Annotated in this window: 17 protein-coding genes; 10 read left to right on the top strand and 7 right to left on the bottom strand. The window is 52.9% G+C overall.

The window, feature by feature from the left end:
• Position 1: 1 nt before the first annotated feature.
• Entirely contained in the window at positions 2 to 571 is a 570-nt protein-coding gene (gene gmk / locus NG346_RS01680) for a guanylate kinase (RefSeq protein WP_262279058.1), read from the bottom strand.
• Between the two features lie 326 nt (positions 572 to 897).
• The gene (locus tag NG346_RS01675; protein WP_262279057.1) at positions 898 to 1773 is read right to left on the bottom strand and encodes a YicC/YloC family endoribonuclease; all 876 of its coding nucleotides are present in this window, start codon (positions 1771 to 1773) and stop codon (positions 898 to 900) included.
• A 193-nt stretch (positions 1774 to 1966) separates the two neighbouring features.
• On the opposite strand from NG346_RS01675, the gene tsaB reads away from it, so the two are divergent.
• From tsaB to rseP, 6 genes are all read left to right on the top strand, one after another.
• A complete protein-coding gene (gene tsaB / locus NG346_RS01670) occupies positions 1967 to 2659 on the top strand; it encodes a tRNA (adenosine(37)-N6)-threonylcarbamoyltransferase complex dimerization subunit type 1 TsaB (protein WP_262279056.1) in 693 nt (230 codons plus the stop codon).
• A 55-nt stretch (positions 2660 to 2714) separates the two neighbouring features.
• On the top strand, positions 2715 to 3323 hold the full coding sequence (locus NG346_RS01665) for a DUF4290 domain-containing protein (protein WP_262279055.1): 609 nt from the start codon (positions 2715 to 2717) through the stop codon (positions 3321 to 3323).
• A gap of 12 nt (positions 3324 to 3335) precedes the next feature.
• Positions 3336 to 4646 (top strand): UDP-N-acetylglucosamine 1-carboxyvinyltransferase, encoded by a 1311-nt coding sequence (murA, locus tag NG346_RS01660; RefSeq protein WP_262279054.1) that lies wholly within the window; start codon positions 3336 to 3338, stop codon positions 4644 to 4646.
• Between the two features lie 18 nt (positions 4647 to 4664).
• On the top strand, positions 4665 to 5192 hold the full coding sequence (gene rimM, locus NG346_RS01655; protein WP_262279053.1) for a ribosome maturation factor RimM: 528 nt from the start codon (positions 4665 to 4667) through the stop codon (positions 5190 to 5192).
• 61 nt (positions 5193 to 5253) lie between these two features.
• Positions 5254 to 6456 carry a 1-deoxy-D-xylulose-5-phosphate reductoisomerase gene (locus NG346_RS01650; protein WP_262279052.1) on the top strand — a complete coding sequence of 401 codons (1203 nt, stop codon included), beginning with the start codon at positions 5254 to 5256 and terminating at the stop codon, positions 6454 to 6456.
• Between the two features lie 155 nt (positions 6457 to 6611).
• Complete coding sequence (rseP, locus tag NG346_RS01645) at positions 6612 to 8048, top strand: RIP metalloprotease RseP (protein ID WP_262279051.1); 1437 nt, start codon at positions 6612 to 6614, stop codon at positions 8046 to 8048.
• A gap of 129 nt (positions 8049 to 8177) precedes the next feature.
• On the opposite strand, the gene NG346_RS01640 is transcribed toward rseP, so the two are convergent.
• The 4 genes from NG346_RS01640 to NG346_RS01625 all read right to left on the bottom strand — a co-directional run bounded on the left by NG346_RS01640 (position 8178) and on the right by NG346_RS01625 (position 12965).
• Entirely contained in the window at positions 8178 to 9071 is an 894-nt protein-coding gene (locus NG346_RS01640; protein WP_262288195.1) for a DUF5024 domain-containing protein, read from the bottom strand.
• Positions 9068 to 9838 (bottom strand): hypothetical protein, encoded by a 771-nt coding sequence (locus NG346_RS01635; protein WP_262288194.1) that lies wholly within the window; start codon positions 9836 to 9838, stop codon positions 9068 to 9070. The genes NG346_RS01640 and NG346_RS01635 overlap by 4 nt, the downstream gene beginning before the upstream one ends.
• Positions 9835 to 10341 (bottom strand): RNA polymerase sigma factor, encoded by a 507-nt coding sequence (locus NG346_RS01630; RefSeq protein WP_262288193.1) that lies wholly within the window; start codon positions 10339 to 10341, stop codon positions 9835 to 9837. Before NG346_RS01630 ends, NG346_RS01635 begins: the two co-directional genes overlap by 4 nt.
• A gap of 176 nt (positions 10342 to 10517) precedes the next feature.
• Positions 10518 to 12965, bottom strand: a complete 2448-nt coding sequence (locus NG346_RS01625; RefSeq protein WP_262288208.1) for a GH36-type glycosyl hydrolase domain-containing protein — start codon at positions 12963 to 12965, stop codon at positions 10518 to 10520.
• A gap of 184 nt (positions 12966 to 13149) precedes the next feature.
• On the opposite strand from NG346_RS01625, the gene NG346_RS01620 reads away from it, so the two are divergent.
• The 4 genes from NG346_RS01620 (at position 13150) to NG346_RS01605 (ending at position 18513) form a co-directional block, all read left to right on the top strand.
• A complete protein-coding gene (locus NG346_RS01620; protein WP_262288192.1) occupies positions 13150 to 14187 on the top strand; it encodes a glycoside hydrolase family 43 protein in 1038 nt (345 codons plus the stop codon).
• A 233-nt stretch (positions 14188 to 14420) separates the two neighbouring features.
• Positions 14421 to 14888: a nucleoside deaminase gene (locus NG346_RS01615; RefSeq protein ID WP_262288191.1), complete on the top strand. Its 468-nt coding sequence runs from the start codon at positions 14421 to 14423 to the stop codon at positions 14886 to 14888.
• 133 nt (positions 14889 to 15021) lie between these two features.
• Complete coding sequence (locus NG346_RS01610; RefSeq protein ID WP_262288190.1) at positions 15022 to 17163, top strand: protein-disulfide reductase DsbD family protein; 2142 nt, start codon at positions 15022 to 15024, stop codon at positions 17161 to 17163.
• A gap of 54 nt (positions 17164 to 17217) precedes the next feature.
• Positions 17218 to 18513: an L-cysteine desulfidase family protein gene (locus tag NG346_RS01605; protein ID WP_262288189.1), complete on the top strand. Its 1296-nt coding sequence runs from the start codon at positions 17218 to 17220 to the stop codon at positions 18511 to 18513.
• A gap of 96 nt (positions 18514 to 18609) precedes the next feature.
• Here the strand turns inward: NG346_RS01605 and NG346_RS01600 are convergent, their stop codons facing one another.
• Positions 18610 to 18966, bottom strand: a complete 357-nt coding sequence (locus tag NG346_RS01600) for a MarR family winged helix-turn-helix transcriptional regulator (RefSeq protein WP_262288188.1) — start codon at positions 18964 to 18966, stop codon at positions 18610 to 18612.
• Positions 18967 to 18975: the final 9 nt, after the last annotated feature.

The following is an 18975-nucleotide window of genomic DNA, read 5'->3' as shown; positions in this document are numbered from 1 at the left end:
CTTATTTCTCAAGGAATTCCTTGACGAGACGATAGGTTTCCTCTTCGGCCTTCTTCAGGTCGTCGTTGACAACCACATGGTCGAACTGAGGAGCAAAGGTCAGCTCGTAGGAGGCTTTGGCCAGTCGCTGCTCGATGACTTCCGGCGCGTCGGTGGCACGGTGTACGAGCCGGTTGCGCAGCTCGTCGATCGATGGCGGCTGGACGAACAGGCTCAGTGCGCGGTCGCCGTACTGTCGTTTGATGTTGCAGCCGCCTTTCACGTCGACGTCAAAGACGACGTTTTCACCTCTTGCCGTCTGCGTTTCTACCTGCGATTTCAGCGTGCCATAGAAACGGTCCTTGTAGACCTCTTCGTACTCCAGAAACTCGCCGGCCTGTATCTTCTGCTTGAATTCGTCGGCGGTAAGGAAGAAATATTCCACACCGTTGCGCTCGGTGCCACGCGGCGCACGGCTCGTGCAACTGATGGAGAAAGCCAGCTTCAGTTCGGGATGTTCTTTCATCAGCCAGCTCACGATGGTGCTTTTGCCACTGCCTGATGGTGCGGAGAATATGATGAGTTTACCCATTGTACAATGATGAATGTTGAAGGATGAAAGATGAGTTGATGCAATGATGAATGGAGGACAAGCCAGGAGGACGCTGCTGAGCAGCGTCATACAGAACCAAACGATAAACAGCAGAACCAACCGGAAACCGGCAGAACCAAACGATAAGCAGCAGAACCAAGCGGAAACCGGCAGAACCGGGCGGGAGCCAGCTGTTTTGCGAACCAGTAGCCTTGCTTCACTACGACTCTTGGAGCATATCACTCCCCTCCCTCTTGGGGAGGGGGCTGGGGGAGGCTTGATGGGCTGGGGGTGAGGCTTGAGGGAGCCGGGGGTGAGGCCGTTTTCTACAGTGCGTTGAGCACTTGTTCCTTGATCTGCTCGAGCTCGTCTTTCATCTTCACGACGATGTTCTGCATCTCAGCCTGGTTGCTCTTGGAGCCCGTAGTGTTGATTTCGCGTCCCATCTCTTGGGCGATGAAGCCGAGCTTCTTGCCGTTGGGAGTGTCCTCGGCGAGCGTCTCGCGGAAGTATTTCAGGTGATTGGTCAGTCGCTGCTTCTCTTCACTGATGTCCAGCTTCTCGATATAGTAGATGAGCTCCTGCTCCAACCGGTTCTTGTCGTAGTCGACCTCAGGGATCTGTTCCAGCCCTTTGACGATTGCCTCTTTGATCTTTGGCACACGGCTCTTTTCGTAAGGCTCGATAGACTTCAGCAGTGCCTCGATGTTGTCGACCTTCTCGTGGAACTTCTTCTCCAGCGCGGCACCTTCCTGACGGCGGAAAGCCTGCAGGTCAGCAAGCGCAGCCTCAATGCCAGTGCGCACGGCAGTCCACTCCTCTTCGCTGAGTTCCTCTTCTTCCGGTTTGCCGAGCGTGTCGGGCAGGCGCAGCAACACGTCGTACCAGTTTTGCGGCTCCGGAATGCCGGTCTTGGCTGAGACTGCTTTGATCTGCTTATAATACGACTCCACGATCGCGGCATTGATGGGCATACAGGCCTGTGTGTCGTCTTTCTCAATCCAAACAGAGAAGTCTACCTTGCCACGGACGAGTGCCTTGGCGATCATCTGTCTGATCTCCATCTCCTTTTCGCGGTAGACGGGAGCAATGCGTGTGGAAAGGTCGAGGGCCTTGCTGTTGAGCGACTTCACCTCAATGTGTATCTTCTTGGCTTGAAAGGTCACTGTAGCGCGGCCATAGCCTGTCATTGACTGTATCATAACGACTTGAAATAATTTAGTTCGTGCAAATATACAAAAAATCGGGGATATAAGTGCTTGCAAACCGACTATTTCCTTTATTTTCTTAAAAAAGCAGGATGAATACTCGCTAAGTGCTACAAATTAGCTATCTTTGCACAGAATAGACATACTTGATAATAAGCAAGTGAGAATATACTAAGAGTTTTAGATTATGTCTTGCATATTGAATATAGAAACGAGCACGAATGTGTGCTCCGTAGCCGTCACGCAAGACGGAAGCTGTTTTTTTGAGAAAGAAGACCATAGCGGTCCCAATCACGCTGAGCGCTTAGGATCGTTTGTCGACGAGGCTCTTTCTTTCACCGATAATCATGCCATCCCCTTGGATGCCGTTGCCGTGAGTTGCGGTCCCGGCTCATACACGGGTTTGCGCATTGGCGTTTCGATGGCTAAGGGTATCTGCTATGGACGTGGGCTGAAGCTCATCGGCGTGCCCACATTGGAGTTGCTCTGCGTGCCGGTATTGCTCCATGAGATGGTAGAGGAAGAGGACGCACTGCTGTGCCCGATGCTCGATGCCCGTCGCATGGAAGTCTATGCCCAGCTCTTCGACCGCGCGCTTCATGAGGTACGGCCGATCCATGCCGATGTGGTGGACGGCGAGACCTACAAAGAGTATCTCGATGAGCATCCCGTCTACTTCTTCGGCAACGGTGCGCTGAAATGCAAGGATGCCATCAATCATCCCAACGCACACTTCATCGAAGGCATTGAGCCGATCGCCAAGAACATGCTGCCACTGGCAGAAAAGCGCATGGCTCAGGAGCAGTTTGAGGATGTTGCCTATTTCGTGCCGTTCTATCTCAAGAACTTTGTGGCTAAGTTGCCACGTAAACTCCTGTAAGCAGATCTCTTACTACTCCACACAAATAAATGGCGAAAGCCACACGTTACCACACATGAATATTAAAGGATTAGATTATAACACTCAGCGCGAGAAACTCGTCCTGCCGGAATATGGCCGTGAAGTGCAGAATATGGCAGACTACGCCGTAGGACTGAAGAGCAAGGCCGAGCGGTTGCGCTGTGCATATACAATCGTCGCAACGATGGAGCGGATGTTCCCGCAGGTGCGCGAGAGCGCTGACTATAAGCAGAAACTGTGGGACCATCTGGCACTGATGACCGATTTCAAGCTGGATATCGACTGGCCATACGATGTCAGTGAGGCCAACGTGATCCTTGACAAGCCCAAGCCGGTACCTTATCCGATGTCGCGTATTCCCGTGCGTCACTATGGCTCGATGGTCTTCGAACTCTTTGATCAGCTGAAGACGATGGAGCCCGGACCCGAACGCGACCATCTCGTGGCACTGACAGCCAACCAGATGAAGCGCGACCTCGTGCAGTGGAGCCACGGCTACAGCGACAATGAGAAAGTCGCCGACGACCTGGCGCGCTATACCGACGGAAAGATTCAGCTCGACTTGGATACGTTTAAGTTTGAGAAGATCAGTACGCGCGAGCGCCAGCAGCCCGCTTCTTCCAAAAAACGCAAAAGAAAGTAATAACGACAGCTTATGGCATCATTCATTATCGAAGGCGGCCATGCCCTGAGTGGAACCATCACACCGCAGGGTGCCAAGAACGAGGCTTTGGAGGTGATCTGCGCCACGTTGCTCACAAGCGACGCGGTGAGGATCAGTAATGTGCCCAATATTCTCGATGTCAACAATCTCATCAGACTGCTCAAGGACATCGGGGTGAAGGTGACAGCCAATGCATCGGGCGACTATACGTTTCAGGCCGATGATCTCAATCTCGACTATCTCGACAGCCTGGAGTTTGTGAAGAAGTGCTCGGCTCTGCGCGGCTCTGTGCTGATGTTCGGTCCTTTGCTCGGTCGCTTTGGTAAGGCTACTGTGGCCAAGCCCGGTGGAGACAAGATCGGCCGGCGCCGTCTTGACACTCACTTCCTTGGCTTCAAGAAGCTCGGCGCCAAGCTTGAGCACAGTGAGGATTGCAGCGTCTTTCAGATACGTGCCCAGCATCTCAAGGGCACCTACATGCTTCTCGACGAGGCCAGCGTGACCGGTACGGCCAACATCATCATGGCTGCCGTGCTGGCCAAAGGCACGACGACGATCTACAACGCTGCCTGTGAGCCTTATATCCAGCAACTCTGTCATCTGCTCAACGCCATGGGCGCAAACATCAGTGGCATCGGCAGCAATCTGATCACTATTGTCGGAGTATCCCAACTGCATGGCGCTGAGCATCGTGTGTTGCCCGATATGATCGAGGTAGGCTCGTTTATCGGCATGGCAGCAATGGTTGGCAATGGCATCCGCATCAAGGATGTGTCGTTGCGCAACCTCGGCATCATCCCCGATGCCTTCCGTCGGCTGGGCGTGAAGGTGAAAGAAGAAGGCGATGATCTCGTCATTCCACACCATAGCCACTACGAGGTGCAGTCGTTTATCGACGGTACGATCATGACCTTGGCAGACGCTCCATGGCCGGGACTCACTCCAGACTTGCTGTCTGTGCTTCTCGTTGTTGCTACACAGGCGCGCGGCTCTGTGCTCATCCATCAGAAGATGTTCGAGAGCCGTCTGTTCTTTGTGGATAAGCTCATCGACATGGGCGCACAGATCATTCTCTGTGATCCGCACCGTGCCGTGGTCATCGGACAGGACCATCGCATCCGTTTGCGTGCCGGCCGTATGACGAGTCCCGACATCCGGGCTGGTATTGCTCTGCTGATCGCGGCCATGAGTGCTAATGGCACCAGCCGCATCGATAACATTCAGCAGATCGACCGCGGTTATGAGAATATCGACATACGACTCAATGAGTTGGGTGCGCATATCGAGCGAGTGGACGATTAACACAATGACAGCAAGACCATGATACGACGCGAGGATGTTTTCAAGATCGGACGCATGGGCAAACCCCATGGCGTGAAAGGCGAGGTGAGCATGCAGTGCGACGACGATGTCTTTGACCGTGTCGACGCTGATTATCTTGTGCTCGACGTCGACGGCATCCTTGTGCCGTTCTTTATAGAGGAATATCGCTTCCGGTCTGACGACGTGGTACTGATGAAACTGGAAGATATCGACAGCGAGCAGCAGGCACGTGAACTGACGGGCTGCGACGTGTACTTCCCTCATAGTCTTGCCGACAATGGCGAGTCGACAGAAGTGTCGTGGCAGCAGCTACAGGGATTTGCGGTTCTTGACCACCAACACGACGACCGTGTAGTAGGCCGCGTGGCAGGCGTCGATGTCTCTACGGTCAACACGTTGTTGGAAGTAGAACGGGAAGACGGCAGCGAGGTGCTCATTCCTGCTTCGGAAGAACTGGTCGTCGACGTAGATATTGCAGGCCGTCAGATCGTCTTGGACATTCCCGACGGACTGCTCGATTTGTAGTTGTTGTCGCTAAGGCTGCAATGGCTACACCTTATTATATATATAGCACTTAAAGATAGAAATGACAAAATACGTAACTCTTCACGATGATCAGCAGCCGCGCAAGCAGTCGATTTGCATACTCGGTTCTACGGGCAGCATCGGCACACAGGCTCTTGACGTCATCGCCCAGCACCCCGACCGCTATGAGGTCTATTGCCTCACGGCGAACAACAGTGTGGAGAAGCTGGCCGCACAAGCCCGGCAGTTTAATCCTGCCGCTGTGGTCATCGCCAATGAGCATCACTACGAGGATTTGCAAGCCGCTCTTTCTGACCGTCCCGACATCAAAGTCTATGCGGGGAAGAAAGCTTTGGAAGAAATCGTTACAGCCGGACCGATCGATACTGTGTTGGCTTCTATGGTGGGCTTTGCGGGACTGGTACCCACGATCAACGCCATCAAGGCCGGCAAAAAGATTTGCCTGGCCAACAAAGAGACGCTTGTCGTCGCCGGTGAGCTTATCCTTAGCTTAGTGGCAAAATACCATGTCAGCCTCTTGCCGGTCGACTCTGAGCATAGTGCCATCTTCCAGTGCCTGGTAGGAGAGGACAGAAACGAGGTGGACAAGATCTTGCTCACTTGCAGCGGTGGCCCCTTCCGTCTCTACACGCATGAGCAGTTGGAGCATGTCACCGCTGCCGACGCCCTCAAGCATCCCACGTGGGACATGGGCGCAAAGATCACCATTGACTCGGCATCACTGATGAACAAGGGCTTTGAGGTGATGGAGGCAAAGTGGCTCTTCGGCGTTCCTGCCGACAAGATACAAGTGCTGATCCATCCGCAGAGCATCGTGCACAGCGGTGTGCAGTTCATGGACGGCGCCGTGAAAGCTCAGTTGGGTGTTCCTGACATGAGGCTGCCCATCCAGTATGCATTCTCCTTCCCCGAGCGTCTGCCTCTCAATGGTGATCGTCTCGATCTGTTCAAGGCACAGAAGCTGGAGTTCTTTGAGCCCGATACAAAGAAGTTTGAGTGTCTGGCACTTGCGTATGAGGCAATCCGCCAGGGCGGCAACATGCCGTGCATCCTCAATGCTGCCAACGAGGTGGCCAACGCTGCGTTCCGACAAGGTCGCTGCTCGTTCCTCGGTATGGCCGACGTCATCCGCAAGACCATGGAGCAGACAACGTTTGACAAAAACCCTGATCTCGACACTTACCTGCAAACAGATAAGGAGGCAAGGGAGATTGCAAGACATTTTTTGGAGGGCGCTCTGTAGAATAGAATGGACCGCTGCACAAGGGCGGCAAACCGAACGGATAACTCGGTGCTGACAAGCAGAGGCAAGCATGGAAACAGACCGAGACGCGGCAGGCTATTTGCGGGCGCAAAGCCGCGGCAAGTAATTCGCAATTAGTAATTTATTAGATATAAATGGAAATCTTTCTGATTAAGCTTCTCCAGTTTATTCTGTCCATCTCGTTGTTGGTATTGCTTCACGAGGGCGGACATGCACTGGCATCTAAGCTCTTTGGAGTCAGAGTGGAGAAGTTCTTTATTTTCTTCGACGTCTCCATTGGCAAGTGGAGCGGCAAACTCTTTAGTTTCAAACCCAAGAACAGCGAGACGGAGTACGGCATGGGCTGGCTGCCGCTCGGCGGCTATTGCAAGATCGCAGGCATGATCGACGAGAGCATGGACACCGAACAGATGAAGCGTGACCCGCAGCCGTGGGAGTTCCGCACCAAACCGGCGTGGCAACGGCTCATCATCATGGTGGCTGGCGTGACGGTGAACTTTGTGCTGGCACTTTTTATCTACTCCATGATCATGTTCCACTGGGGCGAAAGCTACGTGCGTGTGGCAGACATGAGTCAGGGCATGAAATTCAACACAGAGGCCAAACAGCTGGGCTTCCGCGACCACGACATCCTGGTGGGTACCGACAAGCGTCCGTTCAAAGACTTCAATGTTGATGTCTATCGCGACCTTTCCGAAGCTCACTATGCCGACATCATCCGTGACGGCAAGAAGATGCGTATCGCTCTGCCAGGCCATATCAATCTGTTGGGCATGCTGAAGTCCACGCCTCGTTTCGTGACTCCGTTCACTCCAGCTGTTGTTGATACTGTGCTGCAACGCCTGCCTGTGGCGGAGGGCAGCAAAGACTCTATAGAGACACCGGCTTGGAAGATTGGTCTGAAGAAGGGCGACAAGATATTGGCGTTGAATGGTAAGGCTGTTGACTCCTACAATGAGTTTACCGATGAGATCAGCCGTATCAACGATCAACTCACGGCAGCAAAGAGTGCTGCTGACAGCCTGCGTCTTCGCAAGGTGACGCTTGTGGTGAGCCGCGCCGCAAATGGTAAGCAGGACACGCTCGCCACGACACTCACTACAGACTTGAAGGTTGGCTTTGCCGTGGCAAGCATTTATCAGCTCTACGAAAAGGAGATGACGCATAAGAGCTACAGCTTTCTGGAGAGCTTCCCCGCCGGATGCAAGTATGGCTGGGATGTGTTGGCCGGTTATGTCAGCGACATGCAGTATGTCTTCACGGCTGACGGCGCGAAGAGCTTGGGCGGTTTTGGCTCCATCGGCAGCCTCTTCCCCAGTCAGTGGGATTGGTTTATGTTCTGGAAGATGACCGCTTTCCTGAGCATCATCCTTGCTTTCATGAACATTCTGCCTATCCCTGCCCTCGACGGTGGCCACGTGCTCTTCCTGCTCTACGAGATCATTGCACGTCGCAAGCCTTCGGATAAGTTCATGATCTATGCCGAGTACACCGGCATCACCATTCTGGTTATCCTCATGGTGGTGGCCAATCTCAACGACATCCTGCGCTGGATAGGCGTCATGCAATAAGATGATTATCCATAGTAAAACCATAAAGGGGCGGCTCCATCACGGAGCCGCCCCTTTTACATAACATTATCGTATTCTTAATTAAAGAGAGATATTAATCCGTTGTGAGGATAACTCATGAGACGAGGATCAGTCGTTGCTTATGACGACGGTCTTTCCTGAATAGTTTGTCGCGACGATGTTTCCCGCAGCGTCCATGACGAGTTTGCCTTTCAGACCAGTGAAGACGATGTTTCCCGCTCCGTCAATGATGAGTACTTGACCGTTGCGATATCTTTTCATGAAGTTTTTCTCTTTGTCATAGACAATCGTCTGAACGGCTCTTGCATCGTTCTTTTCGGATTGTTCAGCAGTCTGCCACTCCTGTTGAAGCATGGATGCGATATCTTTGTAGCCTTTTTTATTGAGTCGTCGTATCACCGAGTTGATGATAGAGTCGATTTGCTCATTGGAGAGCGTGCCGTCTGTCACTATGTGTTTCTTTACCGCCTTACCGACAGACTGATAATCTGACATTGATGGCAAGGAAGTAGTGACGTTGGTTACAGTCACGCTGCCGGGTCTTTGTCCGTACACCTTTGTCAGCTTTCCGGTTATCTTGCCTCTCTTAGCCTCGTTCCATTCCAATGCATAGGCATAGCGTCGGTTGGAATTGTTCTTATCGGCAAAGCATTCCAGCACAAAGTGGTCATAGCCTTTCCCTATGTTTATGCCGCCCACATTGTATGTAGTGGCCAATGATTCTCCATCGCCTTTGAACACGCTGTAGGCTTTGGCAGCATCTTGGTCGAAGGCTTTGATGGCATTCTGCACGATGAGAGAGTTTCTTTTCACAGTAAACCCATAGGTCTCCCGCGACGATCGCAGATCCAGAGTCTTAGGATCTTTCTCGGTCTCATTGGTTGTCGCTACTCCGTCTTGGCGCATAATGACATCCTTCATCTTTTCTATTCTTTCCTGAGCCTGCCCAAAGAGAGGTGTCATAGCTAACAGACAGGCTGCGATACAATGAATTGTTCTCATAGTTCAATGATGTTATAGGGTGAATAATGTTGCTGTTTATCTTCACTGTCGATCAGTCGTTTGGCTTGTGCAACTTCCTCGTGAGCCTGTGCGATCATCGCCTTAGTCTCGAGCAAATTGGCCATCAGCAGCGAATGATCAGCTTTGGCGCTGTCATTTATTATTTGCCACTGGTCGATGTCGTGTTGTGCTTGAGCGAGTAGAAGGCTATCTTGATGATCAATCGATGTTGCTTCTTCGGGAATGGTTGTCATCTTTGTCGAGCTATGTGTAGCTGCAAGCACATGGGGGGTAGACTTCTGATCAGAAGTAACCGGTGTGACGGCAGGTCGCTCATTTTCCTTAGATTCAGTCCTTAGGGCAGCATGTTCCTTCAGAGAAGAACGTATTAGGTGCCCGCTGGCATTGTCTGTCGTAATCGTGAGGCTTTGACTACTGTGTTGCTTCGGCCATATTCCCCATATCAGTCCTCCTGCCAAACAGGCGGCAGCGAGCCAAGGTAGGGTCAGACGTATCATTTTGGAACGCTTGGGTGGTATTGAGGTAGAAGCTGTTTCTGCATTGTTGATACCATTGTCGTCTTGCAGGTACTCCCCCTTCATGCCATTGTCAAACCAAGCAAACATCTCGCGGTAGTCCTCCCACTCCGGTGGAACGGATTGTGTGCGGAAATATTCGCCGAGCAGACGTTCCTCTTCCAGCGATGTAAGCCCGTCGAGATATTTGTCGAGCAACGACTGTATGTATGCTTTTGTATATGCCTTCATGATTGTTTCCTCCTTTTTCTTATCTCCTCCAACAAGCGTCGGCGCGCTCTGGAAAGTAGTGTGGCCACTGACCGCTCTTCTATACCCAGACGTTGGGCGATGGCTTGGTTGTCGAGTCCCTCCACCTGCCGTAAGTGCAGTACCGTGTACTCTGTACTTGGCAAATCTGCCAGCTGCTTCCGCAACCATTCGTCTGTCTCTTGCTCTTCTAAATGTGTGTCGGCTTGACAGTGGCTGTCTGATGACTCTGTCGGAATCTCATCTTGGGGAGCTCGTCGCTTTTCGCGTCGTAGCCAGTCGATGGTTAAGTTGTGGGCGATGCAGACCGCCAAGGCTTCAGCTTTTTGTCTTGTGTCGATCTTGGGGCAGACTTGCCAAAGTCGGATCATCGTCTCTTGCGCGATATCCTCAGCCTCCTCCGCTGGGGCCCCATAGCGGCGGCTACTCTCTACGGCTTTTTGTCGTAGTGTAGTGGCTTGGGATATGTATGCTTGACTGTCCATCTCTTTGTTGCTTTACACTTCTATAACGCTTCTATCCCTCTATTTTCAACAGAGAGATTGTCGTTTTTAACAATGTTTTATATACAGTCAGTAGTGTTGATATAAGAAAAAGAATCCGTACATACCGATTAAAAGTATGCACGGATTCTTTAGAAGATTGTTATTGCTTATTGATTTTACATTATCACTTCCACCTGGTGCTCACCCTCAGACCATGGGACGAGGTTGCCGGTGACAGCCTTTCCGTCGAGCGAAATATGCTTCACGCCCTTCTGATGTCCGTCGGGATTGACCACATGAATATGGTAGAGAGCACCACGGAAACGGCGTTTCACCGTGTATTCCTTTGCCGTCGAAGGCAAGCAGGGATCGATGCGGAGGCCCTCATAATCGGGTTGGATACCGAGAATGAACTCACTCACGGTGTACCACATCCAGGCCGCCGTGCCCGTAAGCCAACTGTTTTTACCCTCACCGGGGCGTGCAGCATCCTTACCGGCCACCATCTGACAGTTGACATACGGCTCCACCTTGTGCAGCGTCTGGTATTTCTCCTCCACATAGGAAGGAAGGATCTTGGTATAGTGGCGCCATGCATCATCGCCGCGTCCGGCTACCGTTTCGCCGATGATCACCCACGGGTTGTTGTGACAGAAGATGCCGGCGTTTTCCTTATAGCCTTCGGGATAGGACGAGATCTCGCCCATCTCCACGTGATAGGTGGTGAAGGCAGGGTTGTTGAGCACGATGCCATGCTCACACTCCATGCGTTCCTTCACTGAGTCAAGTGCCATCTCGGGATAGCCTTTCTCCTTGCCGATAGCAGCCATGGTGCACCATCCCTGGCTCTCAATAAAGATCTTACCCTCTTCGTTCTCGTCGGAGCCAATCTTATGACCGAAGTAGTCGTAGGCGCGCAAGTACCATTTTCCGTCCCATCCATGTTTCTCCACAGCCTCTACCATGTCGTCTACAGCCTTCTGTGCGCGGTCGGCTTCGTTGTTGTGACCGAGATGACGGCAGAGAGAGACGTAATCTCGACCCGTGACAACGAAGAGTCCGGCGATCATCAAGCTCTCAGCCTTAGAGCCTTCGCTCTTGTTCTCCGTCGTTTGGAAGCTCTCGTCGGGGTTCCATGAGAAGCAGTTGAGGTTGAGACAGTCGTTCCAGTCGGCGCGTCCGATGAGTGGCAGACGGTGAGGACCGAGGTTATTGATGACATGATTGAACGAAACCTTAAGATGCTCCAAGAGCGAGACCTCAGATCCCGGCACGTTGTCGAAGGGCACAGGCTCGTCGAGAATCGAGAAGTCTCCCGTTTCTTTGATGTAAGCCACAGTACCGAAGATGAGCCAGCAAGGGTCATCATTGAATCCCCCGCCGATGTCGTTGTTGCCGCGCTTGGTGAGCGGCTGGTATTGGTGATAGCATCCGCCGTCGGGGAACTGCGTTGAGGCAATGTCGATAATGCGTTGACGGGCACGCTCTGGAATCTGATGTACGAAGCCCACGAGGTCCTGGTTGGAGTCTCGGAAGCCCATGCCACGGCCGATACCACTCTCGAAGAATGATGCAGAACGACTCATACAGAACGTGACCATGCACTGATACTGGTTCCAGATGTTGACCATCCGGTCGAGCTTGTCGTTGCCGCTGTCGACCACAAAGATGTCGAGCAACTGATCCCAATAGGCTTTCAGCTCAGCAAACGCCTTGTCGACCTGCCTGCGTGTGGCGAAACGGTTCATGAGCGCATGGGCTTTCTCCTTGTTGATGACCTTTTTGCTTTCCCATTTCTTGTCCTGCTCGTTCTCGACATAACCCAGCAGGAAGATGAGGTCACGCTTCTCGCCCGGCTTCAACTCTACCTCGATATAATGGCTGGCGACGGGACTCCATCCGTGTGCGACGCTGTTGCGCGGCTTTCCCTCAACGACCACCTGCGGTGCCGAGTATTCGTTGTATAGTCCCACGAAGCTCTCGCGGTCGGTGTCAAAGCCTTGGATGGGCGTGTTGACATGGTAGAATGCATAGTGGTTGCGGCGCTCGCGGTATTCCGTCTTATGGTAGATGGTCGAAGTCTGCTGCTCTATCTCTACCTCGCCGGTAGAGAAGTTACGCTGGAAGTTCTCCATGTCAGTGGCAGCATTCCACAGGCACCATTCCTCAAAAGAGAAGATCTTGAGATGCTTCACCTCGTTGCTGTTGTTCTCCAGCGAGAGCATTTGCACTTCTGCGGCAGTGTGAAGCGGCACAAAGAAAAGCACGCTGGCCACGACACCGAGCTTGCTGCCCGTGATGCGTGTGTAGTTCATGCCGTGGCGGCATTCATAGCTGTCGAGAGGCGTGCGGCAAGGTTTCCATCCCGGGTTCCACACTGTGTCACCGTCCTTGATATAGAAATAGCGGCCGTTGTTGTCCATCGGCACGTCGTTGTAGCGGTAGCGTGTGATGCGGCGGAACTTCGCGTCCTTGTAGAACGAGTAGCCTCCGGCAGTGTTGGAGATGAGCGAGAAGAAGTCCTCGTTGCCCAGATAGTTGATCCACGGCCACGGTGTCTGCGGATCAGTGATGACATATTCGCGATGCGCGTCGTCGAAATGTCCATAGCGTTTGTTGTCCATGTCTGTCATATATAGTTAGTCTTGTGAATGTGCAAAGTTGAGCTTTATTGATTGCCACGGCTAAATTAGCTAATTTTCTCCATCTTTGCATCATTATTGGGCGGCGTTTCAAAAATATTCACTACATTTGCAAAGATAATACAGATCATAGGATAAAATATAACTAATCATAGAATAATTGCCCATGAAGAACCTACTTTTAGCACTCGGCTTGACTTTCCTGTCCTTGCCCCTTTCGGCACAGAACCTGCAGAAAGGCGACTACGGCTATCTCTATTGTCACATGAGCGACCGGGGAGAGTACACTGCTTATGCCGTGAGCCGCGACGGATACCACTACACCGACATCCTCGGCGGCAATGCTATCTTCGATCCCAAGGAGCATGCCCGCATAGAGGGCGGCACACGCGACGCTTACATCACCCGAGCCTACAACGGCAAAGGCTATCTCATGGTCACTACCGACATGTGTGTGGCCAAGAGTCATAAGTGGGACAACTATGGCATCGACCTGCTCAAAAGCAAGGATCTCATCCACTGGACGTCCGTGACCTTTGACTTCCGCAAGGGTATGAGTATCTTCTGCGACGGCGCTACGGCTCCCTCACCGTATAAAGACTGGTCCACCATCAACCGCGTGTGGGCACCACAGATCTTTTGGGACCCTAACTATGTGTGGCCCAACGGCGACAAGGGCGGCTATATGGTCTATTATTCCATGCTCAACCGTCCTGAGGAAAAGTACGATCGCATGTACTACAGCTATGCCGACAAAGACTTCCGGCGCATCACCACACCGCATCTGCTTTTTGACTGGGGTTATGCCACCATCGACTGCGACATCAATCTGCTCAGCGATGGCAAGTACCACATGCTCATCAAGAAGGAAGGCGGCAAGCCCGGCATCTATACAGCAACGTCAGATCATCTCACCTATGGCTGGGGCGAACCCGTTGACAACGACTACGTGAGCTTTGAAGGCCGCAAGAACTGCGAGGGCTCTTCGGCGTTCCAACTTATCGGCGACAGCACGTGGCGCGTGGCCTACATCCAATACAGCGACCAGCCCAAGCACTATCGTATCTGCAAGGTCGACAGCCATCTGCGCAACTTCCACGATCCTGTCGACATCGAGGGCGTCACTGCTCCCCAGCATGGCTCGTTCATGCGCATCACCAAAAAGGAATACGACAGGCTGATGAAGCTCAATAAGAAGAAATAGATCAAGAGCCCTCTCCCTAACCCTCCCCCAAGGGGGAGGGAATGAGCCCACCCTTGTTTCCCCCAAGAGGGAGGAGGGAAAAGTGATTAGAAGGGAGAAGAAGAAGCGGAAAGGGAGAAGAAAAATCTGAAAAGGAGGAGAGCAGACATTTATTTATTCATTATTATTTATACACTATACATTATACATTAATTTATACATTATTCTTTATACACTATACATTATACATTACAATGACGAAAGAAGAATTGATGCATGAAGCCATCGCGCTGAGCATAGACAGCATACAGCATGGCGGCGGACCCTTTGGTGCCGTCATCGCACGTGACGGAGAGATCATCGCCGAGGCCAGCAACAGTGTGACCAAAGACCATGACCCGACGGCTCATGCCGAGGTCAACGCCATCCGCATCGCGTGCAGTAAGCTTCAGACCTTTGATCTCCAAGGCTGTGAGATCTATTGTTCGTGCGAGCCCTGTCCGATGTGTCTTGGTGCCATCTACTGGGCTCATCTCGACAAGATCTATTACGCCAACACGCGTAAGGACGCTGCTGACATTGGCTTCGACGACGATTTCATCTATCACGAGATCGCGCTGCGTCCCGAAGACCGCGATAAAGCTATGGAGCGTCTGTTGCCGCAGGAAGCGATCAAGGCGTTTGAGCTGTGGCGGAACAGCAAGGATAAAGTCGAATATTAACTGGTTCGGTGGAAATTATTGGCCGATTCGTTAAAAACTCTCAATAATTCTGATGATCAGTAGCCATGTTACCAGTGAAAGCGTATTGAAGATAGAACATTTAGAAAATATTCATCGTATTAGGAAACTACAAATGAAAAAAGCAATGACACTGGCCTTGCTGCTGGTCTTTACCCTGCTGGCCAACGCACAAATGCTCAACCCCGTGAAGTTCTCTTCCCATTTGAAGACCAACGGATCGGCTGAGGCTGAGATTGTGTTCTCCGGAAGAATCGAGAGCGGATGGCACGTTTATTCCACCGGACTCGGTGCTGACGGTCCTATCTCCGCCACTTTTAATGTCAACAAGCTCGACGGCGTGCAGCTTGTCGGCAAGTTGAAGGCTGTGGGACACGAGATTTCCTCTTTCGACAAGCTCTTCGACATGAAGCTGCGCTATTTCGAGAATAGTGTGCAGTTTGTGCAGAAGATCAAGTTCACCAAGCCTACTTACACGATCGACGCTTATCTGACCTATGGTGCCTGCAACGACCAGAACTGCCTGCCGCCCACTGATGTAAACATTAAGCAGTCGGGCAAGAGTCCTGCCGTCGACGCTGCTGCCGCGAAGACTGCCGCCGCTTCAGCCACAGCCGCCGGTGCTCAGACCGGTGCCCCCATGTCTGCTCAGGAGCAGACTTTGATGCTCAAGGCTCAGGAAGGCGATCCCGAGGCTGCCGCAGCCTTGGAGCAACTCAGAGCTGACTCGCTTGCCAAGCTGCAAGCCGACTCTGCCGCACAGGCTGCTGCCGCTGCCAGTGCCTCTCTCTCCAGTGCTGACAAGGACATGCTCTGGCGTCCGGTGATCAAGCAACTCCAGCAGTTCGGTGGTACGGGCGACATTGCCAACCACTCCTTATTATATATCTTCCTCATGGGACTCGTGGGCGGACTGCTCGCCCTCGTCATGCCCTGCATCTGGCCCATCATCCCGATGACGGTCAGCTTCTTCCTGAAACGTTCCAAAGACGACAAGAAGAAAGGTATTCGCGACGCCGTCACTTACGGCATCTCCATTGTGGTCATCTATCTCGCCCTCGGTATTGGCGTGACAGCGATCTTCGGTCCCAACACGCTCAACGCGCTTTCGACCAATGCCGTCTTCAATATCTTCCTGTTCCTCTTGCTGGTGATCTTTGCCGTAAGCTTCTTTGGCTGGTTCGAGATCAAGCTGCCGGACAGCTGGGCCAACAGCGTTGACTCCAAAGCCAGCAAGACGACGGGGCTGCTCTCTATCTTCCTCATGGCGTTCACCCTTGTGCTCGTCAGCTTCTCCTGCACGGCACCGATCATCGGTCTGCTGCTGGTAGAGACCGTGACATCGGGCAACTGGGTTGGTCCCGCTGTGGGCATGTTTGGCTTCGCCTTGGCTTTGGCCATCCCGTTCTCGCTCTTTGCCATGTTCCCGACACTGATGAAGAAGAGTCCGAAGAGCGGTTCTTGGATGAATCAGATCAAGGTGGTGCTCGGCTTCGTCGAGCTTGCCTTCTCGCTGAAGTTCCTCAGCGTGGCGGATCTGGCCTATGGCTGGCACATCCTCGACCGTGAGGTGTTCCTCTCCCTTTGGATTGTCATCTTCCTGGCTTTGGGCTGCTATCTGGTCGGCTGGCTGAAATTTCGCAGCGACGAGATCGGTGGCGAGCTCAACCGTCCCATGCCTGTCCCTGCCGTGATGCTTGGCTTGTGCTCCATCGCCTTCGCCATCTACATGCTGCCGGGCCTGTGGGGTGCTCCTTGCAAGGCGGTCTCGGCTTTCGCTCCTCCTATGAACACACAGGACTTCAACCTTAACACGAAGACCGTCGAGGCTAAATACAAGAACTATGAGGAAGGTATGGCGGCTGCCAAAGCCTTGGGCAAGCCAGTGATGCTCGACTTCACAGGCTATGGCTGCGTCAACTGCCGTAAGATGGAGGCCTCGGTCTGGACAGATCCCCAAGTGGCTGACAAGCTCGAGAAAGACTATGTGCTCATCTCGCTCTATGTCGACGACAAGACGCCATTGCCAAAGCCTATCGAGGTCAACGACAACGGACAGCATCGTACGCTGCGCACCGTCGGCGACAAGTGGAGCTATCTCCAAAGCCATAAGTTCGGTGCTAACGCCCAGCCTTTCTATGTCACGGTCGACAACGAAGGCAATCCGCTCAGTGGCTCGTTCAGCTATAAAGAGGATGTGCCCGCTTATCTCGACTTCCTGCAGAAGGGCCTTGACAACTACAAAGCAGGAAAATAAACCTGTGGCCCTTCGGGGCTACAGTTTTCTTCAGCAAATTGATCCCTGTCTACTATGAATAACAACAGCGAACTCAATCATTCCATTATCTCTCTCATAAAAAAAGAGGTTGTCCCCGCCATTGGCTGTACAGAGCCAATGGCCGTGGCCCTCTGTACCGCAAGGGCCACGGAGGACTTGGGCAAGCGTCCGTCTCATATCTCGGTGCTGCTGAGTGCCAACATGTTGAAAAACGCGATGGGGGTAGGCATTCCCGGTACGGGCATGATCGGACTGCCCATTGCCATTGCACTCGGTGCGCTCTGCGGAAAAAGCAAATACCAGTTGGAGGTGCTGCGCGACCTGACGCCGGACATTCTGGAAGAGGGAAAGAAATATATCGAGGGCGATCATATCGACATCAAACTCAAAGAGAACATCACGGAGAAACTCTATATCGAGGTGACCTGCGAGGCTGACGGCAACAAGGCTACGGCGATCATTGCCGGTGGCCACACCAATTTTGTCTATGAGGAAGCCTGCGGCAAGGTGCTTCTGGACAAGCGGGCTTGTCTTGGCGGCAGTGCCGAGGAGGATGACGTGCAGCTGACCTTGCGGATGGTGTGGGACTTTGCCACCACGGCACCGCTCGACGATATTCGTTTCATCCTGCAAACGCGCGACTACAATATCCGTGCGGCCGAGGAGAGCAAAAAGGGCAACTACGGCCACTGCCTGGGTAAGACGATCGACCGGCCTTTGAGTCATGGCATCTTCGGCAAGACGATCTTCTCGCATATCATCTCCGAGACGGCTCTGGCCTGCGACGCCCGTATGGGTGGCGCCATGATTCCCGTGATGTCCAACTCCGGTTCGGGCAACCAGGGCATCTGCGCTACCAATCCCGTCGCCGTGTATGCCGAGGAGAACGAAAATACCGAGGAGGAACTCATCCGTGCGCTGACGCTCTCGCATCTCACGGCCATCTACATCAAGCAGAGCCTTGGCAAGCTCAGTGCGCTCTGTGGTTGTGTGGTGGCAAGCATCGGTTCGAGCTGTGGCATCGTCTACCTGATGGGTGGTGACTTCACGCGTGTCTGCCATGCGGTGAAGAACATGATCGCCAACCTCACGGGCATGATCTGCGACGGTGCGAAGCCGAGTTGCTCGATCAAGATCTGTTCCGGTGTGTCCTCAGCTCTGCTCTCTGCTTTGCTGAGCATGGAGGGCGAGCATGTCACCGCCGCCGAGGGCATCATCGACGAGGACGTGGACAAGAGCATCCACAACCTCACCAGCATCGGCAAAGAAGCCATGTGCTCCACAGACGACATGGTGCTCAACATCATGACGCACAAAGGAGGGTGCTAAGCAGTCTTTCCAGTACAATATAAAAAAAGGCTCACTCGAGCTAACAGACGCTGATGTCTGTTGCCCGAGTGAGCCTTTTTTATTTTCTATTCATTTCTACTCTACCACCTTCCTGAGCTCTTCCGGCAGTTGCAGGCTGTCGCAATGGACATGGTCCAGCAGTTCCTGACCTTGCTTGGTGAGGTGGAAGCGCATGCTGCGGCCGTCCTCCTTGCAGATGCGGCGACGGATGCTGCCGCTCTTCTCCAGTGAGGCGATGACCTTCGAGGCGTTGGAGCGGGTGAGCCCCATCTCGTCGGCAATCTCGCCGGCCGATAGATTTTCTTTCTCCGAGAGCAGGCAGAGGAGCATCATCGCGTTGATATTCACGCCCAATGATGCCTCCACCTGCGTCTCAAAAGCCGTGATGGCCTTGTAGATCTTCCGGAGTCTACAGATACATTCGGTTTCCATTGTGCGCAA

The organism is Hallella absiana (genome assembly GCF_025457485.1).
Classification (GTDB): Bacteria; Bacteroidota; Bacteroidia; order Bacteroidales; family Bacteroidaceae; genus Prevotella; species Prevotella absiana.
The sequence above is the reverse complement of the archived record's forward strand: the minus strand, read 5'-3'. Positions and strand labels throughout refer to the sequence as shown.

Coding starts and splice junctions, on each gene's coding strand:
- gmk (WP_262279058.1), bottom strand. CDS start 571: ATGGGTAAACTCATCATATTCTCCGCACCATCAGGCAGTGGCAAAAGC.
- NG346_RS01675 (WP_262279057.1), bottom strand. CDS start 1,773: ATGATACAGTCAATGACAGGCTATGGCCGCGCTACAGTGACCTTTCAA.
- tsaB (WP_262279056.1), top strand. CDS start 1,967: ATGTCTTGCATATTGAATATAGAAACGAGCACGAATGTGTGCTCCGTA.
- NG346_RS01665 (WP_262279055.1), top strand. CDS start 2,715: ATGAATATTAAAGGATTAGATTATAACACTCAGCGCGAGAAACTCGTC.
- murA (WP_262279054.1), top strand. CDS start 3,336: ATGGCATCATTCATTATCGAAGGCGGCCATGCCCTGAGTGGAACCATC.
- rimM (WP_262279053.1), top strand. CDS start 4,665: ATGATACGACGCGAGGATGTTTTCAAGATCGGACGCATGGGCAAACCC.
- NG346_RS01650 (WP_262279052.1), top strand. CDS start 5,254: ATGACAAAATACGTAACTCTTCACGATGATCAGCAGCCGCGCAAGCAG.
- rseP (WP_262279051.1), top strand. CDS start 6,612: ATGGAAATCTTTCTGATTAAGCTTCTCCAGTTTATTCTGTCCATCTCG.
- NG346_RS01640 (WP_262288195.1), bottom strand. CDS start 9,071: ATGAGAACAATTCATTGTATCGCAGCCTGTCTGTTAGCTATGACACCT.
- NG346_RS01635 (WP_262288194.1), bottom strand. CDS start 9,838: ATGAAGGCATATACAAAAGCATACATACAGTCGTTGCTCGACAAATAT.
- NG346_RS01630 (WP_262288193.1), bottom strand. CDS start 10,341: ATGGACAGTCAAGCATACATATCCCAAGCCACTACACTACGACAAAAA.
- NG346_RS01625 (WP_262288208.1), bottom strand. CDS start 12,965: ATGGACAACAAACGCTATGGACATTTCGACGACGCGCATCGCGAATAT.
- NG346_RS01620 (WP_262288192.1), top strand. CDS start 13,150: ATGAAGAACCTACTTTTAGCACTCGGCTTGACTTTCCTGTCCTTGCCC.
- NG346_RS01615 (WP_262288191.1), top strand. CDS start 14,421: ATGACGAAAGAAGAATTGATGCATGAAGCCATCGCGCTGAGCATAGAC.
- NG346_RS01610 (WP_262288190.1), top strand. CDS start 15,022: ATGAAAAAAGCAATGACACTGGCCTTGCTGCTGGTCTTTACCCTGCTG.
- NG346_RS01605 (WP_262288189.1), top strand. CDS start 17,218: ATGAATAACAACAGCGAACTCAATCATTCCATTATCTCTCTCATAAAA.
- NG346_RS01600 (WP_262288188.1), bottom strand. CDS start 18,966: ATGGAAACCGAATGTATCTGTAGACTCCGGAAGATCTACAAGGCCATC.